At 25.8% G+C, this 18,031-nt stretch carries 11 protein-coding genes and 2 pseudogenes; 7 read left to right on the forward strand and 6 right to left on the reverse strand.

Annotation, left to right across the window (positions count from 1 at the left end):
* The first annotated feature begins 1 nt into the window (after window position 1).
* Both U0T59_00765 and folC read left to right on the forward strand, forming a co-directional pair.
* The gene (locus U0T59_00765) at window positions 2–1,477 is read left to right on the forward strand and encodes an NADH-quinone oxidoreductase subunit N (GenBank protein XBC43462.1); all 1,476 of its coding nucleotides are present in this window, start codon (window positions 2–4) and stop codon (window positions 1,475–1,477) included.
* Between the two features lie 477 nt (window positions 1,478–1,954).
* Complete coding sequence (gene folC / locus U0T59_00770; GenBank protein XBC43463.1) at window positions 1,955–3,205, forward strand: bifunctional tetrahydrofolate synthase/dihydrofolate synthase; 1,251 nt, start codon at window positions 1,955–1,957, stop codon at window positions 3,203–3,205.
* Window positions 3,206–3,904: 699 nt separating this feature from the next.
* On the opposite strand, the gene U0T59_00775 is transcribed toward folC, so the two are convergent.
* Window positions 3,905–4,852, reverse strand: coding sequence for a ribose-phosphate pyrophosphokinase (locus U0T59_00775; GenBank protein ID XBC43464.1), 948 nt, complete (start codon window positions 4,850–4,852; stop codon window positions 3,905–3,907).
* A gap of 77 nt (window positions 4,853–4,929) precedes the next feature.
* Window positions 4,930–5,777 (reverse strand): annotated as a pseudogene (ispE, locus tag U0T59_00780) (4-(cytidine 5'-diphospho)-2-C-methyl-D-erythritol kinase).
* Between the two features lie 630 nt (window positions 5,778–6,407).
* On the opposite strand from ispE, the gene prfA reads away from it, so the two are divergent.
* From prfA to sirB1, 3 genes are all read left to right on the forward strand, one after another.
* Window positions 6,408–7,496: a peptide chain release factor 1 gene (prfA, locus tag U0T59_00785; GenBank protein XBC43465.1), complete on the forward strand. Its 1,089-nt coding sequence runs from the start codon at window positions 6,408–6,410 to the stop codon at window positions 7,494–7,496.
* Window positions 7,493–8,320: a peptide chain release factor N(5)-glutamine methyltransferase gene (gene prmC, locus U0T59_00790; GenBank protein ID XBC43466.1), complete on the forward strand. Its 828-nt coding sequence runs from the start codon at window positions 7,493–7,495 to the stop codon at window positions 8,318–8,320. The genes prfA and prmC overlap by 4 nt, the downstream gene beginning before the upstream one ends.
* Window positions 8,321–8,480: 160 nt before the next feature.
* Entirely contained in the window at window positions 8,481–9,290 is an 810-nt protein-coding gene (gene sirB1, locus U0T59_00795) for an invasion regulator SirB1 (protein ID XBC43467.1), read from the forward strand.
* Window positions 9,291–9,507: 217 nt separating this feature from the next.
* Here the strand turns inward: sirB1 and nadE are convergent, their stop codons facing one another.
* A complete protein-coding gene (gene nadE, locus U0T59_00800) occupies window positions 9,508–10,377 on the reverse strand; it encodes an ammonia-dependent NAD(+) synthetase (GenBank protein ID XBC43468.1) in 870 nt (289 codons plus the stop codon).
* Between the two features lie 218 nt (window positions 10,378–10,595).
* Between nadE and U0T59_00805 the strand changes: the two are divergent.
* Both U0T59_00805 and pta read left to right on the forward strand, forming a co-directional pair.
* Window positions 10,596–11,800: pseudogene (locus tag U0T59_00805) on the forward strand (acetate kinase).
* Between the two features lie 68 nt (window positions 11,801–11,868).
* On the forward strand, window positions 11,869–14,001 hold the full coding sequence (gene pta, locus U0T59_00810) for a phosphate acetyltransferase (protein XBC43469.1): 2,133 nt from the start codon (window positions 11,869–11,871) through the stop codon (window positions 13,999–14,001).
* A 48-nt stretch (window positions 14,002–14,049) separates the two neighbouring features.
* Here the strand turns inward: pta and yfaE are convergent, their stop codons facing one another.
* The 3 genes from yfaE to nrdA are packed head-to-tail and all read right to left on the reverse strand — an operon-like array spanning window position 14,050 to window position 17,793.
* Window positions 14,050–14,316 carry a class I ribonucleotide reductase maintenance protein YfaE gene (gene yfaE, locus U0T59_00815; protein XBC43470.1) on the reverse strand — a complete coding sequence of 89 codons (267 nt, stop codon included), beginning with the start codon at window positions 14,314–14,316 and terminating at the stop codon, window positions 14,050–14,052.
* Window positions 14,317–15,447, reverse strand: coding sequence for a class Ia ribonucleoside-diphosphate reductase subunit beta (nrdB, locus tag U0T59_00820; GenBank protein XBC43471.1), 1,131 nt, complete (start codon window positions 15,445–15,447; stop codon window positions 14,317–14,319). It lies immediately after the preceding gene.
* A 60-nt stretch (window positions 15,448–15,507) separates the two neighbouring features.
* Window positions 15,508–17,793, reverse strand: coding sequence for a class 1a ribonucleoside-diphosphate reductase subunit alpha (gene nrdA / locus U0T59_00825; GenBank protein ID XBC43472.1), 2,286 nt, complete (start codon window positions 17,791–17,793; stop codon window positions 15,508–15,510).
* Between the last annotated feature and the right edge of the window lie 238 nt (window positions 17,794–18,031).

Here is an 18,031-nt window from a genome sequence, read left to right on the forward strand (position 1 = left end):
GATGATCATCACTATAAATCAGTTAATATCATGTTCTCCATTATTAATTTTGTTATCAACTGCAATAGTTATAATGTTATTTATTGCATATAATCGTAATCATGCTTTTACTTTTTTATGTTCTATTATAGGATTATCATTTACCTTATTATCTTTATATTTTGTTCAAAAAAATATACCAACTAATGTAACTATATTATTTCATATAGATAAGTATTCGTTATTTTATATTGCAATGATTGTTTTATCGAGTATGATTTCTTGCGTATTTGCTTATTCATGGTTAAAAAATTGTCCTTATGACTATGAAGAATTTTATTTATTTTTGTTGTTTTCTACTATTGGTTGCATTTCATTAATTATTGCTAATCATATGTCTGTTTTATTTATTGGTATGGAGTTAATATCTTTACCAATGTTAGGATTAATTGCATATACATATTTTAAGAAACACTCTTTGGAATCAGCTGTAAAATATATGATTTTATCATGTACAGTATCAGTTTTAGCGTTGTTTGGTATTGCCTTAATATATTCAATTTCAGGAAGTTTAACATTTTTTAGTTTAATGTACGAATTATTAATGTCAATGTCGCATCCAAATATTGTTTTGCTATGTGGTGTTGGATTAGTTATTGTAGCTTTTGTTTTTAAATTATCGATATTTCCGTTTCATATATGGACTCCGGATGTTTACAATGGAACGCCTTCAATAGTGCTTATATATTTATCAACTGCAGCAAAAATTGCAGTTTTTAGTTTGTTTTTTAAACTTTTTTCTTTTTTAACGTTTTTTAATATAGGTTTCTTTAATATTGCATTAGAAATAATGTTGTGTTGTTCTATAGTTTTTGGACATATTATGGCATTATTTCAGACTAGTATTAAAAGGTTCTTAGGATATTCATCTATTTCTCAGTTTGGATATTTACTAGTATCTTTATTAAATTCTAGTAATTTTAATTTTTCTTTAGAAGTAGTTGGAGTATATTTAATAAGTTATTGGTTATCTAACATTGGTATATTTGGATTAATGAGTATGATATCTAACGCAAATTGCAAATTAGAATTTGATTGCATTTCTTGTTATCGTAGTTTGTTTTGGTATAATCCTGTTTTGTCAAGCATAATGACTATTACGTTGTTGTCTTTGTCTGGAATACCTATTACTATTGGTTTTATTAGTAAATTCTATTTGTTATCGTTAATTATTAAAGAACATTTGTGGTTCTTAGGAATGATATTTATATTAGGATCAATGATAGGTATATATTCTTATTTAAAGATAATTACGTTTTTATACTTAAAACCAGTTACAAACAGCAGCGTAAAAAAAATAATTTTAAATACTCATAGCAAGAAATATGTATTTTTTTTATTTATGATATCTTTGTTGATAGTAATATTAGGAATTTTTCCAGATATGGTAATAAATGTGATATCACGGTCTGAACCTAGGTTATTTAATATAGTTTGATATTGATTTTTTGTTATTTTTTTCTTTATCTTAGCTGTTTTATCATAATAATTTTAATATAGTAATTATTGTATGAAATAATGTTTTGAAGTTTTTAAATATAGTATTTAATTTTTTATAAATAATTTTAGTTACCTACTGACTATTTTAATAGGTTAAACATGAACGTGAAATTAAATAATATTGTATTTATATTAATATATTGTTTAATTACATTTCTAAAGAATATGTTTATAAGATTGTGCATTATTTTTGGTATTAAATTAATATTTTATAATATACTGTACTATGAAAGTAGTATTTCATAAAAATTATTTATTGAGGTAAGAATTAATGTGAATAATTTAAATTATATAGTTTATAATCATAGATTAATTTCATTTAAGTACGTTAGTTACTACACATATTTAAATATATTGTATGATTTTTTTTATTATTTATTTTGAAAATAGAAGAATTTTTTTTGGTTTTATGTATATGAATAATAGTTTAACTAAGTCTTTGTCTTTTTTTGAATGGTTAAGTTATCTTGAAAAATGTTATTTACATGTTAAACGTAGTGATATTAAAAATGTTGTTTTTATTGCTAAAAAATTAGGAATATTACATTTGAATGCATTTGTTTATGTAGTAGGAGGTACTAATGGAAAAGGAACTACGTGTTTTGTATTGGAAAAAATGTTATTGGAGCTCGGTTATCATGTAGGATTATATACTTCTCCGCATATGTTTCGATATACTGAGAGAATACGTATTAATGGATATGAATTAGAACACGACTTACATGTTTCTTCTTTTATTGCAATTAAAAATGTATGCGGTTCATTATCTTTAACTTATTATGATTTTATTACTTTGTCGGCTTTATACTTGTTTAAGTATAGTAAACTTGATGTAATTATTTTAGAAGTTGGCTTAGGAGGTAGATTAGATGCTACAAATATTATTAATTCAGACGTTTCTATTATAACTAATATAGCTATAGATCATTCAAATGTTTTAGGAGCAAATCGTAATGTTATTGGCATTGAAAAATCTGGAATTTTTCGTAAAAATAAAATTGCGATTATTTCTGAGAGACATATTCCAAATATTGTAAAATGCATTATTAGAAAAAATGAAGTCTATTCTAAATTAATAAATAAGGATTGGTTTTACAAAAAATACAACGATTTTTGGGCTTTTATTAGTAAAAATCATTTTTTTTTAGATTTACCACTTCCTAGAGTTTCATTAATTAATACTGCTACAGCATTAGCTGCTGTTACTGAATCAATATCTTGCATAAAAAAGCAGATTATTAAAAGTTGTATTGATAAAGTATCATTATTTGGACGATTTCAAATATTGTCTTATAATCCTAAAGTAGTTTTGGATGTTGCTCACAATTTTCATGCTACACAATTTTTATCGAAAAAGCTGATAAAAGTAAAAGGTACTGGTAAAATATATGCTATAATTGGAGTATTAAAAGAAAAAAATGTTTCAAGTCTTATAACTCCGTTGTTGCCGATAGTTGATTTTTGGTATTGTATTACATTGAATACATATCGTAGTATTTCGGCCGAAAAAATTATGCAACATCTTCCTATACATATTTCTAAAGTGTGTTCTAGTATTGAATGTGCTTGGAAGGAAGTTCAAAATGTTGTCAGAGCGATAGATACTATTTTGGTATTTGGATCGTTTTTTACAGTTTATGAAATATGTAAAGTTTTAAAAATATAAATGAATTTATTTATATAAGATATTTAATATTTTAAAATTGTAATAAAAACGAATATTTTATGAATATAATAGATTATATTTCAATAGCAATCATTTTTATTTCTACTATTATAAGTTTTTCTCGTGGTTTTTTTCAAGAAATTATATCAATTTTTGTTTGGGTAATAGGGGTATATATATATTTTAAGTATTATCATTTTTTTTCTTTTTTTTCGATTTATGTTTATAATAAAGTTATAAGGTATACGATTAATTTTATAATTTTTTTTATTTTCTTATTTCTAATTAAATGGATATTAAATTATGTAATAACAATATTTTTATGTCAATTCCATTTATCCGTGTTGAATCAAATATTAGGAATTTTTTTTGGTATTATTAGAGGAACGTTGATTGTTTGTATAATATTATTTTTTTTAGAATGTTCAACTTTCTTCGTAAATAGCAAATTTTTTAAAAGTTCATTATTAATTCCTTATTATAATTATTTTATAAAAATGTTTTTAAAACTTTTCATAAAAAGTATTTTTATGTAATATTATTGTAGAATATATTTAAATATTTTTATAAAATTAGTTTTTTAAACGTTAACACAATTTTCTAATTTCTTCCTGTAACTGTTTTTGAGTACAGTAAATAAAAATGATAATTTTATTGTACTCAAAATATTGTATTTCTATGTAATAGAATAATATAAAATTAGTGTTCAAACATAGCTGATATAGATTCTTCATTACTGATTCTACGAATAGCTTCAGCTAACATTCCAGCTAATGTTAACGTTCTTACATTAGGAAGTATTTTGATGTTTTTTGATAATGGAATTGTATCACATACTATTACTTCATCAATATTGGAATTTTTTAAATTTTCTGCTGCGTTTCCTGAAAAAATTGGATGTGTTGCATATGCAAAAACTCGTTTAGCTCCTCTATCTTTTAGAGCTTCAGCGGCTTTACATAATGTACCACCTGTATCGATCATATCATCTACTAAGATACAATCGCGATTAGCAACATCTCCAATGATGTTCATAACTTGTGATACATTAGCATTAGGTCTGCGTTTGTCAATAATAGCCATATCTGTATCATGCAGTAGTTTTGCAATAGCTCTAGCTCTTACTACTCCTCCAATATCAGGAGAAACAATGATGGGATTTTTAAGATTTATTTGTAACATATCTTCTAATAAAATTAAACTTCCAAATACATTATCAACTGGAACATCAAAAAATCCTTGAATTTGTTCAGCGTGTAGGTCTACTGTTAATACTCGATCTATTCCAATACTGGAAAAAAAATCGGCTATTACTTTTGCAGTGATTGGAACTCTAGATGAACGAACTCGACGATCTTGTCTTGCATAGCCAAAGTAAGGAATTACAGCAGTAATTCTTCCCGCAGATGCTCTTCTTAAGGCATCTACCATTACTATTAATTCCATAAGGTTATCGTTAGTAGGATAACAAGTTGATTGAATAATAAATACATCATTACCACGAACGTTTTCATTTATTTGAACGCTAATTTCTCCATCACTAAATTGCCCTACTGATGCGTTTCCCAAATTCATGTATAATCGACTAGCAATAGATTTGGCTAAGTTTGGAACAGAATTTCCAGAAAATAATTTCATATCAGGCACGAGAAAACCTCAGAATGTAAGATATATGAGTTTTTAATTTTATAATATTACAGTATGATTTAAAATAAATAATGTGATTATAGTTGTTTATGCAATATTGAAATATTTGTACCATTGGTAATAAATCCATGAACATTTAAAGGTAATATAGAAAAAATTTTTATTGCGTTCTTTTTGGAATTAAATTCAGAAAAGATACAAGATCCTGTTCCTGTAATTCGAAATAGTGCATATCGAGATAGCCAGGTCATTAAATTGTTTATTTTATTGAATTGTTTTCTTACGAGTATTTCACAGTCGTTTTTAAATGGTGTTTTTAATAATAAATTAATATTTTTTTTTTGAGAATTTCTTTTTAATTTCGGGTGAGAAAAAATTTGTTTGGTGGAGATTCTAATGTTTGGATAAACTATTAAATACCATTTTTTTTTGGTTGTTATAGGATACAATATATTTCCTATTCCTTCTGCTATGGACGTTCTTCCCATAATAAAGAAAGGAACATCGGCTCCTAGATTTTTTCCGAAACTTGCTAATTGTGAAATGTTAAATTTTGTGTTCCATAATTTATTTAATGCGATTAATGTTGTTGCAGCATTAGATGACCCTCCACCTAGTCCTCCTCCTATTGGTATATTTTTATTTATATAAATGTTAGCTCCTAACTTTAGTGAGCAATTTTTTAATTTTTGTGCTTTTTTTTTAATAATTTTGCTGCATGGATAATGATATTTTTAGAATGAGGTATATATGGTGTATGTGTTAATAGTTTTATATTCCCACTATTATTAGGAAAAATATATATTATATCTCCGTAATTCAACAATTGAAATAAAGTTTGGATATTATGGTAACCATCGTTTCGCATCCCTGTAATATATAAAAAAAGATTTATTTTGGCAGGAGATAACCAGGTAGTTCTTATCATATTGAAACACCGATTATTAGAATAAGATAATAGAATTTTTTTATCTTAATTAAGTCAAATAAATTTTAAAATAGTTTTATGGGTGGTAGTATAAACGTATTGACTAATAATTATACAACAAGACGTTGTGATTTAAATATAAAATGTATACTTTTATATAGAGTTTATTTTTTTATTCGAGTTAATTTGATAAAATTTTATTTATTAATAGTGTAGTGATATAATGACATAATTTAATATGTTTTAAGATAACATTTTTAGTTTTTTTTAATTCGCATTTTTCTTTTTATTTATGATTTTAAAGATATTTTTGAAACTGTTGTATTCATCTTTATTTAATAGGACTAATAAATATCATTAAATCATCTTGATACTAATATTGTTTTAAAATTTTATAGAATTTTGGTAGTTAATTAAAAAAATAGTAAATAGTTTTTTGTAGATTTTTTTGAAGTTATGTGTATTTTTACGCAAATTTTTTAACAGTAATATTTAAATAAATGTATTTTGACATATTTGCAAGAATTAATATACTTTATTTTTTGAGACAATAAATTTATGCTATAAAAGGATAAGTTATGCACGTTCATTGCGTATAGACAAATTAATTTAAGGGTGTATTTAAAAGTGAAAGATTTTATTATAAAAAAATTAGAAGATTTACATAAAAGGTATAAAGAAATTGAATATATGTTGTCTGACGTAAATATTTTTTCTAATCCAAAAAAATTTCGAAAATTATCCAAAGAGTATTTAAAATTATCTAATATTAATAATTGTTTTATTGATTGGAAGGTTAATGAAGATAACAAAAAAACAGTTTCATATTTATTGGATGATAGCGAATTGCATGATATGGCTAAAGAAGAATTAGAAATAGTTTGTTTTAAGAAAATTAAATTAGAAAATGAATTAAAAATGTTGTTATTACCTAATGATCCATTTGATAAAAAAAATTGTTTTGTTGAAATTAGAGCAGCTACAGGAGGAGATGAAGCTGCTATATTTGCTGGAAATTTATTGAAAATGTATATTAGATATGCAGAGTTGAAACATTGGAAAACAGAAATTATTAATATTACTCATAGCGACCAAGGAGGTTGTAAAGATGTAATAATGAAGGTGACTGGTAAAGGAGTATGTGGAAAATTAAAATTTGAATCTGGAGGTCATAGAGTACAAAGAGTACCACAAACAGAATCTCAAGGACGTATCCATACTTCAACATGTACAGTAGCTATTATTCCTGTAGTGCCAGAAAAAGAAGTGACAAGAATTAATACTAATGATTTGAAAATTGATACGTTTAGATCTTCTGGAGCAGGTGGACAACATGTAAACACTACAGATTCAGCTATTAGAATTACTCATATTCCAACTGGTCATGTAGTAGAATGTCAAGATGAACGTTCTCAACATAAAAATAAGGCTAAAGCATTATCTGTTTTAGTTTCGAGGATTCAAGCAGAACAGTTTTCTCAACGTCGTGAAGAAAATGCTATTATGCGTCGTAATCTTTTAGGTAGTGGAATGCGTTCAGATAGAAATAGAACTTATAATTTTTCTAAAAATAGAGTAACTGATCATAGGATTAACTTAACATTGTATGCTTTAAACGACATATTAAATGGAAATTTAGATTTGTTAATTGATCCAATTATTCAAGAATATCAAGCTAATTACTTATCTAGTTTTTTTAATAATATTGTTCAATGAATGTTAAATCTTGGCTAGATACAGCTTGCTTACAATTGAATAATTCTAGTACTAAATTAGATTTAGAAGTCTTGCTTAGTCATGTTCTTCATAGAAGTATTGATTGGTTAATTGGTCATAGTTCTTATAAAATATCTAAAAATGACTTTGAACAGTTAAATAATTTACTAAAACGTAGGATCAATGGCGAACCTATTGCATATTTGATTAAACAAAAAGAGTTTTGGTCATTGCCCTTTATTGTATCATATGACACTTTAATTCCTCGCCCCGACACTGAAATGTTAGTAGAACAAACTTTAACTCGATTAGACAATATTAATCACAAAAGTATATTAGATTTAGGAACAGGTTGTGGTTGTATAGCTTTGACTTTGGCTAGTATAAAATTTAATTGTTATATTGTAGGTATAGATTGCGTACAGAAAGCTATTCATATAGCTAAAAAAAATGCAAAAATGTTGCAATTAAACAATGTTATATTTTTTCATAGTTTTTGGTTTTCTTCTGTCGATCAAAAATTTGATATTATTGTAAGTAATCCTCCTTATATTAGTTTGAATGAAATTGATAATTTAGAAAAAGAAGTGTTATTTGAACCATTGACAGCGTTAGTTTCTTCGGACAATGGATTGGGCTCTATTTGTTATATTATTAAGAATTCTAAGAAATACTTAAAAAATATGGGTTGGTTATTGATAGAGCATGGTTGGATGCAAAAGGTTCGAGTACAAAAATTGTTTAAGCAACATAATTTTTTTAATATAATTACTTATCAAGATTATTCTGGAAATAATAGAATTACTGTTGGACAGAGGAGATAGATGTGGATGTTAATTTTACATTTTAATATACGATTTACGTTGGTATTTCAGTAAATTTCAGTTGTTTTATGCTATAATGATTTTTTAGTATATAATTTTTACGGTTATATTTGGTTTTTCAATTAAATAAAAAATTTATAATGTAATTATTGGAAATCATATGACATCTTTTTTTGGTTGTGATGTTTCTAAATCACCATTATGCGAATCAATTGTTTCTATATTATGTCTTATTCGATCAGATTTTCCTACTGATTTTGTAGTTCAAGAATTAAGTAATAGAGTAGAAGAAGCTAAATCGTATGTAGCATCTGAAAAAGAAATGCATTGTAAGCTAAAAAAGTTAATAGAATTGTTTTATGATCATTGGAAATTTGGTGGAGCTACTGGAGTATATAAGTTGTCTGATGTTTTATGGTTAGACAATGTTTTAAAAACTCGTCAAGGTACTGCAGTTTCATTGGGGGTAATATTATTACATATTGCTCAGAAGCTCTGTTTACCTCTTGTTCCAGTAATTTTTCCTACTCAATTAATTTTACGTGTCGATAAATTAAATAAAAAAATGTGGTTAATAAATCCGTTTAATGGAGATACATTAGACGAACATGTACTAGAAGCATGGTTGAAAGGTAACATTAGCCCTATAGCAGAATTATATGAAAATGATTTATATGAAGCTCAACATTTAACAGTTATAAGAAAAATGTTAGATGCATTAAAAAATGCATTAATAGAAGAAAAAAAAATGGAATTAGCATTAAATGTGAGTAATGTATTATTAAAAATTAATCCCAATGATCCTTATGAAATACGTGATCGAGGATTAATATATGCTCAACTGGAATGTAATCATGTTGCATTAGCTGATCTTATCTATTTCGTAGAACATTGTCCTGAAGATCCTATTAGTGAAATAATAAAAGTTCAAATTCATGCAATAGAAAAGAAAAAATTTACGTTACATTAAAATCATTTATGTACTTTAAAGTAAAAAATTGTTTTTAAATATACGACTTCATAATAAAATTTACGATAAATTCTTATTATATTAAAAAGTTAATTTATGTTGTATTTATTATGTTAATGTATGTTTTAATATAATTCATTACGTTCATATGATGTGAGATTTAATAAGATAGATTCTATTTTTTTAAGTATTAATATTGTTTTAGTTCTTTATTTTTTTAATCGTTATAGAAGTTATAAAAGATTTGTGATATTTTTTTGTTAACATTTTTTAGCCATGTTTGAGGTGTTATTGGCATTTGACGTTTATGCATAGTATGGATAAAATATTTTTCAATTGCTAATTGACTTTTTTTATTAATTTTCTTACCTTCTAAATAAGAATCAATATCTAAATAAGTTACACCTAAAATTTCTTCATCAGTTTTGTATGGATGCATATCTTCTAAATTTGCTCTAGGCTGTTTTAGATAAAGATGAGGTGGGCATTTTAGTTCTTTTAACAATAATTTTCCTTGTTTTTTATTTAACTCAGAAATAGGATTAATATCTGTTCCTCCATCTCCATATTTTGTAAAAAATCCAGTAATTGCTTCAGAAGCGTGATCAGTTCCAACAACGATACCTTTATATGCACTAGCAATGTTATATTGTATCTTCATTCTTTCTCTAGCTTTGTTGTTTTCTCTCATATGATCAGATACATTTACTCCTGATTTTTGTAGTGCTTGTTCAGTATTTAATACAGATTTTTTTATATTAATGTTTAACATTATTTGAGGTTTGATAAAGTTTATTGCATCTTGACAATCGTTTGAATCTATTTGTTTTCCATATGGTAGGCATAATAAAATAAGTTTATAAGTTCTACAATGAAAAACAGTATTAAGTTTGTTTATGGCTAATTGACACAATTTTCCAGTTAGTGTTGAGTCTTGTCCACCGCTAATTCCTAATACTAATGTTTTAATTTTATCATGATGTAGTATATATTCTTTAATAAAGTTAATTATTCTGTGAATTTCAAATTTAGGATTAATATTAGATTTTACACCTAAAGTATTGATAATTTTTTTTTGTAAACTCATAATTTATCTCTTATAAATATGTTAATTTATATTATATAGATAATATTTTAAATTATAAATGTAGTTATTGATAATAATATTTCAATATATATATATTTATAGAAAATATTAGTTAGTATTTAAAATTTATAATTTCAAATATCTGTTGTATAATAAATTGTATAGAGTATTTTTTTAAAATGACATAACAATGTATATCATAAATTTGGAATACTATTATGTGCGATCCGTTAGTTTTTACTTTAAATTGTGGTAGTTCATCTATAAAGTTTGCTGTTATAAATTCAGCAAAAAATCAAATAGCATTGTCAGGATTAGTTGATTTTTTAGGTTTTTCTGAAATAAGCATTTCATGGATAATAAAATCTGAAAAATACAATAAAAAATTTCAAAAGTCAACAAGTTATGTAGATATAATTCTTTTTATTGTATGTCATATCCTAAAAAAAGATTTAAAAATATATAATTATATTTCATGTATAGGGCATCGTGTAGTTCATGGTGGGTCAAATTTGAAAAAGTCAGAAATAATAACTGAAGAAATAATACAAGATATTAAACATGCTTCTTTTTTTGCCCCGTTGCATAATCCTATCAATTTATTAGGTATTCAAGCTACATTAGTTTGTTTTCCTCATCTAAAAAAAAAAATGTAGCTGTATTCGATACAGCATTTCATAGTACGATACCAAAAACATCTTATTTATATGCTATTCCTTATACTTTTTATAAAAAGTATGGTATTAGAAGATATGGAGCACATGGTATAAGTCATTCTTATGTCATGCATTGTACTTCTAAATTTTTAAAAATTCCGGTACCGAAATTGAATATTATTACCTGTCATTTAGGAAATGGTGCATCAGTAGCAGCTATTCGAGGTGGTATTTGTGTAGATACTTCAATGGGTTTAACGCCATTAGAAGGTTTAGTTATGGGTACTAGAAGTGGAGATATAGATCCTGCAATTATTTTTTTTATGTACAATAAATTAAAAATGAATATGAAAGACATTGAAAATATTTTGATTAAAAAATCAGGATTATTAGGATTAAGTGAATTGAGTAGTGATTTGCGTGATTTAGAGGATAAATATTTTTATAATAGTAAAGTAAAGTTATCTATTGATGTATTTTGTCATCGTTTATCCAAATATATTAGTTCTTATTCTTCGTTAATGGAAGGGAGATTAGATGCTCTTGTTTTTACTGGTGGAATTGGAGAAAATTCTTGTTTAATTAGAACTATTACTATTTCTTATTTATCTTTGTTAAATTGTAAAATTAATAAAAAATTAAATATGTTAATTAAACGTGGTAAAAAAGGCTTAATTAATGCTAAAGACAGTATATCTATATTAGTAATACCGACTCATGAAGAATTAGTAATAGCAAAAGAAGCGGTATCATTGATTAGTAATTAGTAAAATATAATTGTTTTGTAAAAAATGATTGTGTGTAAAAATAGAATTTATTTTTGGAGTAAATTTTCATGCGTACTGTAATGTTAATTCCTATAGGGATTAATGTTGGATTAACTACTGTTAGTATAGGATTAATTCAAAAAATACAAGATAGTAACTTTCATGTCAAGTTTTTTAAACCAGTCTTTTATAGTACGTATGATCATGATTGTGTTGATCATACTACAAGTATTTTAGAAAAAATGAGTTCTATTGTATGTCTTAAACCTGTTAAAGTACATCATATACATCATTTTTTAACAAAATATAAAAAACAAACAATTATAGAAAATATTTTATTAGAAATACGTTCTAAAACAAAATATAATGATGTTTTATTGTTAGAAGGAATATGTTTACGATCATTTACTTTGCTTTCTAATGAAATAAATTACGAAATTTCACGAATTACTAATGCAGAAGTTATTTTCATATGTACTATACAAAATGACAGTATAGTTGAAATTAACAATGTTATGAATATTATTAAAAGAAATTTCATGGAGAAAAAATATATACATATCAAAGGTATTATAATTAATGAATTTAAAATGATACAGTTTGACTCGTCTAGAAATTTTATAGGTTATTTTAATATATTTGATCTTATGTTAAAGAAAAAAAAGTTTAGCGTTCTTAACAAGAGTATATTATCTAAGCATTGTAATATACCGATATTAGGTTGTATTCCATGGAATTCAAAATTAATAGAACCTAATTTAGAAGAGATATCATTTTATCTTCAAGCGTATGTTATAAATAAAGAAAAATTGAGTTCTTTATACATTAAATCTGTTATTGTATATAAAAATAGTGATGTTTTTAAATATAATAATCAATTTTTATCTCGTACAATTTTACTACTGTCATCAGATCATTTTTATAATTTAGAAACGATATGTACTATTATAAATAGAAATAATCTCATTGTTTCTATATTGTTAACAGATAGTAATGCATTTTATATGCGTTTGGTAGAATCATGCTCTTTTATTAAAATACGTGTGCCGATTTTATTAGTTAAGACAAATATGTTAAAAACAATTTTATTATTAAAAGAGTTTGATTGCAAAGTATCTGTGAAGGATAATAGTAAGTTTAATATAGTAAAAAATCATGTTTCTTTACATATTGATAATAATTTTATAACTTCTTTAAGTGATAAATATAATTCCCAATATCCGATGTGTTCATCAGCATTTATTTATAGTTTACGAAAGTTATCTAAAAAAAATAAAAAAAGAATTCTCCTTCCTGAAGGAACGGAGCTGCGCATTATTCAAGCTGCTTCTATTTGTGCAAGTAAAAATATCGCACAATGTGTTTTATTAGGAAATCCAAATGAAATTAGAAACATTGCTAAACTTAATAACATTAGATTAGAATCAAATATAGAGATTTTAAATCCAGAATTAATAAGAAATGATTATATAGAGCGTTTTATACAATTACGTAAAAAATATAAAATTACTATTATGCATGCAAAAAAAATGCTTGCAAATAATTCTATTTTATCTACTTTAATATTGGAATCTAATAAAGTAGATGGGTTAGTATCAGGATCTGTAAACACCACTGCTAATACAGTTCTTCCTGCTTTACAATTGATTAAAGTATCCAAGAATTTTTCTTTAGTATCATCTGTATTTTTTATGTTATTACCAGATCGTGTTTTATTGTATGCAGATTGTGCTATTAATCTCAATCCTAATTCTAATCAATTAGCAGAAATTGCTATTCAGTCTGCTAATACTGCTATATCTTTTGGAATATTTCCAAAGATTGCAATGTTATCTTATTCTACAGGAACATCTGGCAGTGGTATAAAAGTTGATGCAGTAAAAGAAGCAACTGCTATAGTACGAAAAAAATGTCCTCATCTTATCATAGATGGTCCTATTCAATATGATGCAGCGGTAGATAGTATAATATCAAAATTAAAATGTCCCAATTCTGTTCTTGATGGTGATGCAACGGTTTTTATATTTCCCGATCTTAATGCAGGGAACATTACATACAAAGCAGTTCAGAGATCTACTAATATTGTTTCTATTGGTCCCATATTACAAGGTATTGAAAAACCAGTTAATGATTTATCTAGAGGGGCTTCAGTACAAGATATAGTATATACTATTGCTATTACAGCTGTACTATCTAAATAGTTTTGAAGTTTAATAGTTTTATACATTGTAATGAAATGGTATTTTGTTTTAAATTTTAATTATAATATTTCCTGTTGCTATACAACAACATGGGAAAATGTCTCCTATGTTGTATGAAGCTAAGGGATGTATTTCATTTATGTAATATATATTACCTTTTAGTAGTTTAATTCTACATGTACCACAATATCCTTGTTTACATTGATATTCTACATGTATGTTGTGTTTCGTTAATATAAGGAGTAATGGAATTTTTTTGAATTGATAATAGATAATATACTTTTTGTTATAAATTTCAATAGTTGAATAAGACATTTATAATTTAAACTTATTAAATGCAGTATCATTAATATCAGAATCAATTTGTCCGATTAGGTAAGAGCTTACAGAAATTTCTTGAGGTGCTACTTGAACATTATCTGAAATTAACCAAGCGTTTATCCATGGAATAGGATTAGAGGTAATTTCAAAAGGCATAGGTAGTCCGATAGCATTCATACGGATATTAGTAATGTATTCAATGTATTGCGATAAAATCTCTTTATTTAATCCAAGCATGGAACCATCTTGAAATAAATACTCCACCCATGATTTTTCTTGCTCTGATACTGAAATAAACAAATTACAGCATTCTTTATGACACTCTTGAGTAATTTTTGACATTTCTTCATGATTGTTATCATTTTTTAATATATTTAAAATATGTTGAGTTCCAGTGAGGTGCAGTGCTTCATCTCTAGCAATTAATCTAATTATTTTTGCGTTACCTTCCATAATTTCTCTTTCTGCAAAAGCAAAAGAACAAGCAAAACTTACATAGAATCGAATAGCCTCTAATGCATTTACACTGATTAAACACAGGTACAATAGTTTTTTAATCTCGCGTAGATTAATAGATATCTTTGTTCCGTTAATTATGTGTATTCCCTCTCCTAATAGGTGCCAATAGCTAGTCATTTTTATAAGATTATCATAATATTTAGCAATGTCTTGAGCTCTATTGACTATATTTTTATTATTAACTATATCGTCAAAGATTACAGAAGGAGTATTGATTATATTTCTTATAATATGGGTATATGATCTAGAATGAATAGTTTCCGAAAATGACCATGTTTCTATCCATGTTTCTAATTCAGGAAGTGAAACGATTGGTAAAAAGGCAACGTTTGGACTTCTCCCTTGAATTGAATCTAATAGTGTTTGGTATTTTAAGTTACTAATAAAAATATGTTTCTCGTGATCCGGAAGATTCTGAAAATCAATTGCATCTCGTGATAGATCTACTTCTTCTGGTCTCCAAAAAAAAGATAGTTGTTTTTCTATGAGTTTTTCGAAAATTTCATATTTCTGTTGATCATATCTTGAGACGTTAACTGGTTGTCCAAAAAACATAGGTTCAAAAAGTTGGTTATTTTTATTTTTAGAAAAAGTAGTGTATGTCATATGATTATCCTATATAAGTAATAAATATATTATGTCTTAAATGAAAGTAAAGTGATTAATTTATATTTTACAAGCTCCATTTTCGCAATTGTCATTATTTATAAAAATTGGAATTTCGATTTGATTATCTTTGGCATCATCTTTAGTATTTTGGTAATATAGTGTTTTTAAACCTAACTTATAAGCTGTCAATAAATCTATTATTAATTGTTTCATAGGTATTTTTCCATTAGAAAATAATCTAGGATTATAATTAGTATTAGTAGAAATAGCTTGATCTACGAATTTTTGCATGATACCTGCTAATTGTAAATACCCAGTGTTATTCGGAATGTTCCATAGTAATTCATAATGTGATTTTAGCTTTTTATACTCAGGTACTACTTGTCGAAGCATGCCATCTTTTGATGCTTTGATGCTAATAAATCCTCTAGGTGGTTCTATACCATTAGTAGCATTTGAAATTTGAGAAGATGTTTCTGAAGGCATTAATGCTGATACTGTAGAATTGCGTAATCCATATTTTTTAATTTTCCTTCTTAAAAATTCCCAGTCTAAATGCAATGGTTCGTTACAAATTTTATCTACGTCTTTTTTGTAAGTGTCTATAGGTAAGATACCCTGGCAATATGTTGTTTGATTAAACCCAGCGCATACTCCTTTTTCTTTTGCTAATTCGCATGACGCATTTAACAAATGATATTGTATAGCTTCAAATGTTCGATGAGTTAGAGCATTTGCACTTCCATCAGAATATCGTACTTTGTTTTTGGCTAAATAGTACGCAAAATTAATTACTCCAATGCCTAGTGATCTTCTGGATAACGCTGATTTTTTGGCTCCTATGATGGGATAATTTTGATAATCTAATACTGAATCTAATGCTCTTACTATTAAGTGCGAGAGTTCTGATAAATCTTTAAGATTCTTTAGAGAACCTAAATTAATGGCAGATAAAGTGCATAGTGCAATTTCCCCGTTGGGATCATGGATATCATTTAATGGATTAGTTGGTAGTGTTATTTCCAAACATAAGTTGGATTGCCTAATAGGTGCAAGTTTTGGATTAAAAGCACTGTGTGTATTACAGTGATCAACGTTTTGTATATAAATTCTTCCGGTAGAGGTTCTTTCTTGCATAATTAAAGAGAATAAATGAGTTGCTTTTATTTTCTTTTTTCTAATTTTTTTGTTATTTTCATATTTGACGTATAATTTTTCGAATTGTTGTTGATCAGAAAAAAAAGAATCATATAATCTCGGAACATCGGATGGACTAAATAATGTAATGTATTTTCCTGATATCATTCGTTGATACATCAATTTATTTATTTGTATTCCATAATCCATATGGCGAACTCGATTTTCGTCTATTCCTCTGTTATTTTTTAATACTAATAGACTTTCTACTTCAAGATGCCAAATTGGATAAAATATAGTAGCTGCACCACCTCTAACGCCACCTTGTGAACATGACTTAACAGCGCTCTGAAAGTGTTTGTAAAAAGGAATACATCCAGTATGAAATGCATCTCCTCCTCTAATAGGGCTTCCTAAGGCTCTAATTTGACCTGCGTTAATTCCGATTCCTGCACGTTGAGATACATATTTTACAATTGCGCTAGCAGTAGCATTAATAGAATTTAAACTATCAGCGCATTCAATTAAAACGCAAGAACTAAATTGTCGCGTAGGAGTTCTTAATCCAGCCATGATAGGAGTTGGCAAGGAAATTTTAAAAGTAGAAATTGCATTATAAAATTTTTTGATATATTGCATTCTATTTTCTTTTGGATATTTATGAAATAAACATGCTGATATTACAATATATAAAAATTGAGCACTCTCGTAAATTTTTTTAGTTACTCTATTTTGTATTAAATATTTTCCTTCTAATTGTTTTACTGCTGCATAAGAAAAATTCATATCACGCCAATGTTTGATAAAGGAATTCATTTGTATATATTCAGTTTCAGAGTAATCTTTTAATAAATGTTTGTCGTATTTTCCTAATTTTACCATATTTTTTATATACGTATATAAATCAGGAGGAGTAAATTGACCAAAAGCTTGTTTTCGAAGATGAAATATAGCTAATCTGGCAGCCATATATTGGTAATCAGGTGAATTTTCAGAAATAAGATCAGCCGCAGATTTTATAATAGTTTCATGTATAGTAGTAGTTTTTATAAAATTATAGAATTGTATTCTAGATTTTAGTGCTACTTGAGATACGGAAATATTGTCTAAATCTTTTGCTGCCCAATTTAGTACTCTGTGAATTTTATCTAAATTAATTAATTCTTTTTGTCCATCTCTTTTTGTAACTAGTAGTATTGGATTCATTTTATCTTTTCCTTTTGCGAAATATAGTTATATTAGTTATTTTGAATTTTATATGTTTTGGTTATTTTTTTGTAAATTTTAATTTTACTATTATAAATAATTTTTAAAAAGAAATAAAATTTTGAAAATAACTAATGTACATTTAATTGCTTAGTTTGTTTTTGAGCATAAATTTATATTTTTTTTGAATAAAGTAAACATTTCATATTATAAAACTAATATTTTTTGCTTTTTTTAA

Source organism: Buchnera aphidicola (Meitanaphis flavogallis) (assembly GCA_039830035.1).
GTDB lineage: Bacteria > Pseudomonadota > Gammaproteobacteria > Enterobacterales > Enterobacteriaceae > Buchnera_B > Buchnera_B aphidicola_AZ.

Bases quoted from the DNA above. Each gene is read 5' to 3' on its own strand.
- U0T59_00765 (XBC43462.1), top strand. From the start codon at position 2: ATGATCATCACTATAAATCAGTTAATATCATGTTCTCCATTATTAATT.
- folC (XBC43463.1), top strand. From the start codon at position 1,955: ATGAATAATAGTTTAACTAAGTCTTTGTCTTTTTTTGAATGGTTAAGT.
- prmC (XBC43466.1), top strand. From the start codon at position 7,493: ATGAATGTTAAATCTTGGCTAGATACAGCTTGCTTACAATTGAATAAT.
- sirB1 (XBC43467.1), top strand. From the start codon at position 8,481: ATGACATCTTTTTTTGGTTGTGATGTTTCTAAATCACCATTATGCGAA.
- nadE (XBC43468.1), bottom strand. From the start codon at position 10,377: ATGAGTTTACAAAAAAAAATTATCAATACTTTAGGTGTAAAATCTAAT.
- pta (XBC43469.1), top strand. From the start codon at position 11,869: ATGCGTACTGTAATGTTAATTCCTATAGGGATTAATGTTGGATTAACT.
- yfaE (XBC43470.1), bottom strand. From the start codon at position 14,316: ATGTCTTATTCAACTATTGAAATTTATAACAAAAAGTATATTATCTAT.
- nrdB (XBC43471.1), bottom strand. From the start codon at position 15,447: ATGACATACACTACTTTTTCTAAAAATAAAAATAACCAACTTTTTGAA.
- nrdA (XBC43472.1), bottom strand. From the start codon at position 17,793: ATGAATCCAATACTACTAGTTACAAAAAGAGATGGACAAAAAGAATTA.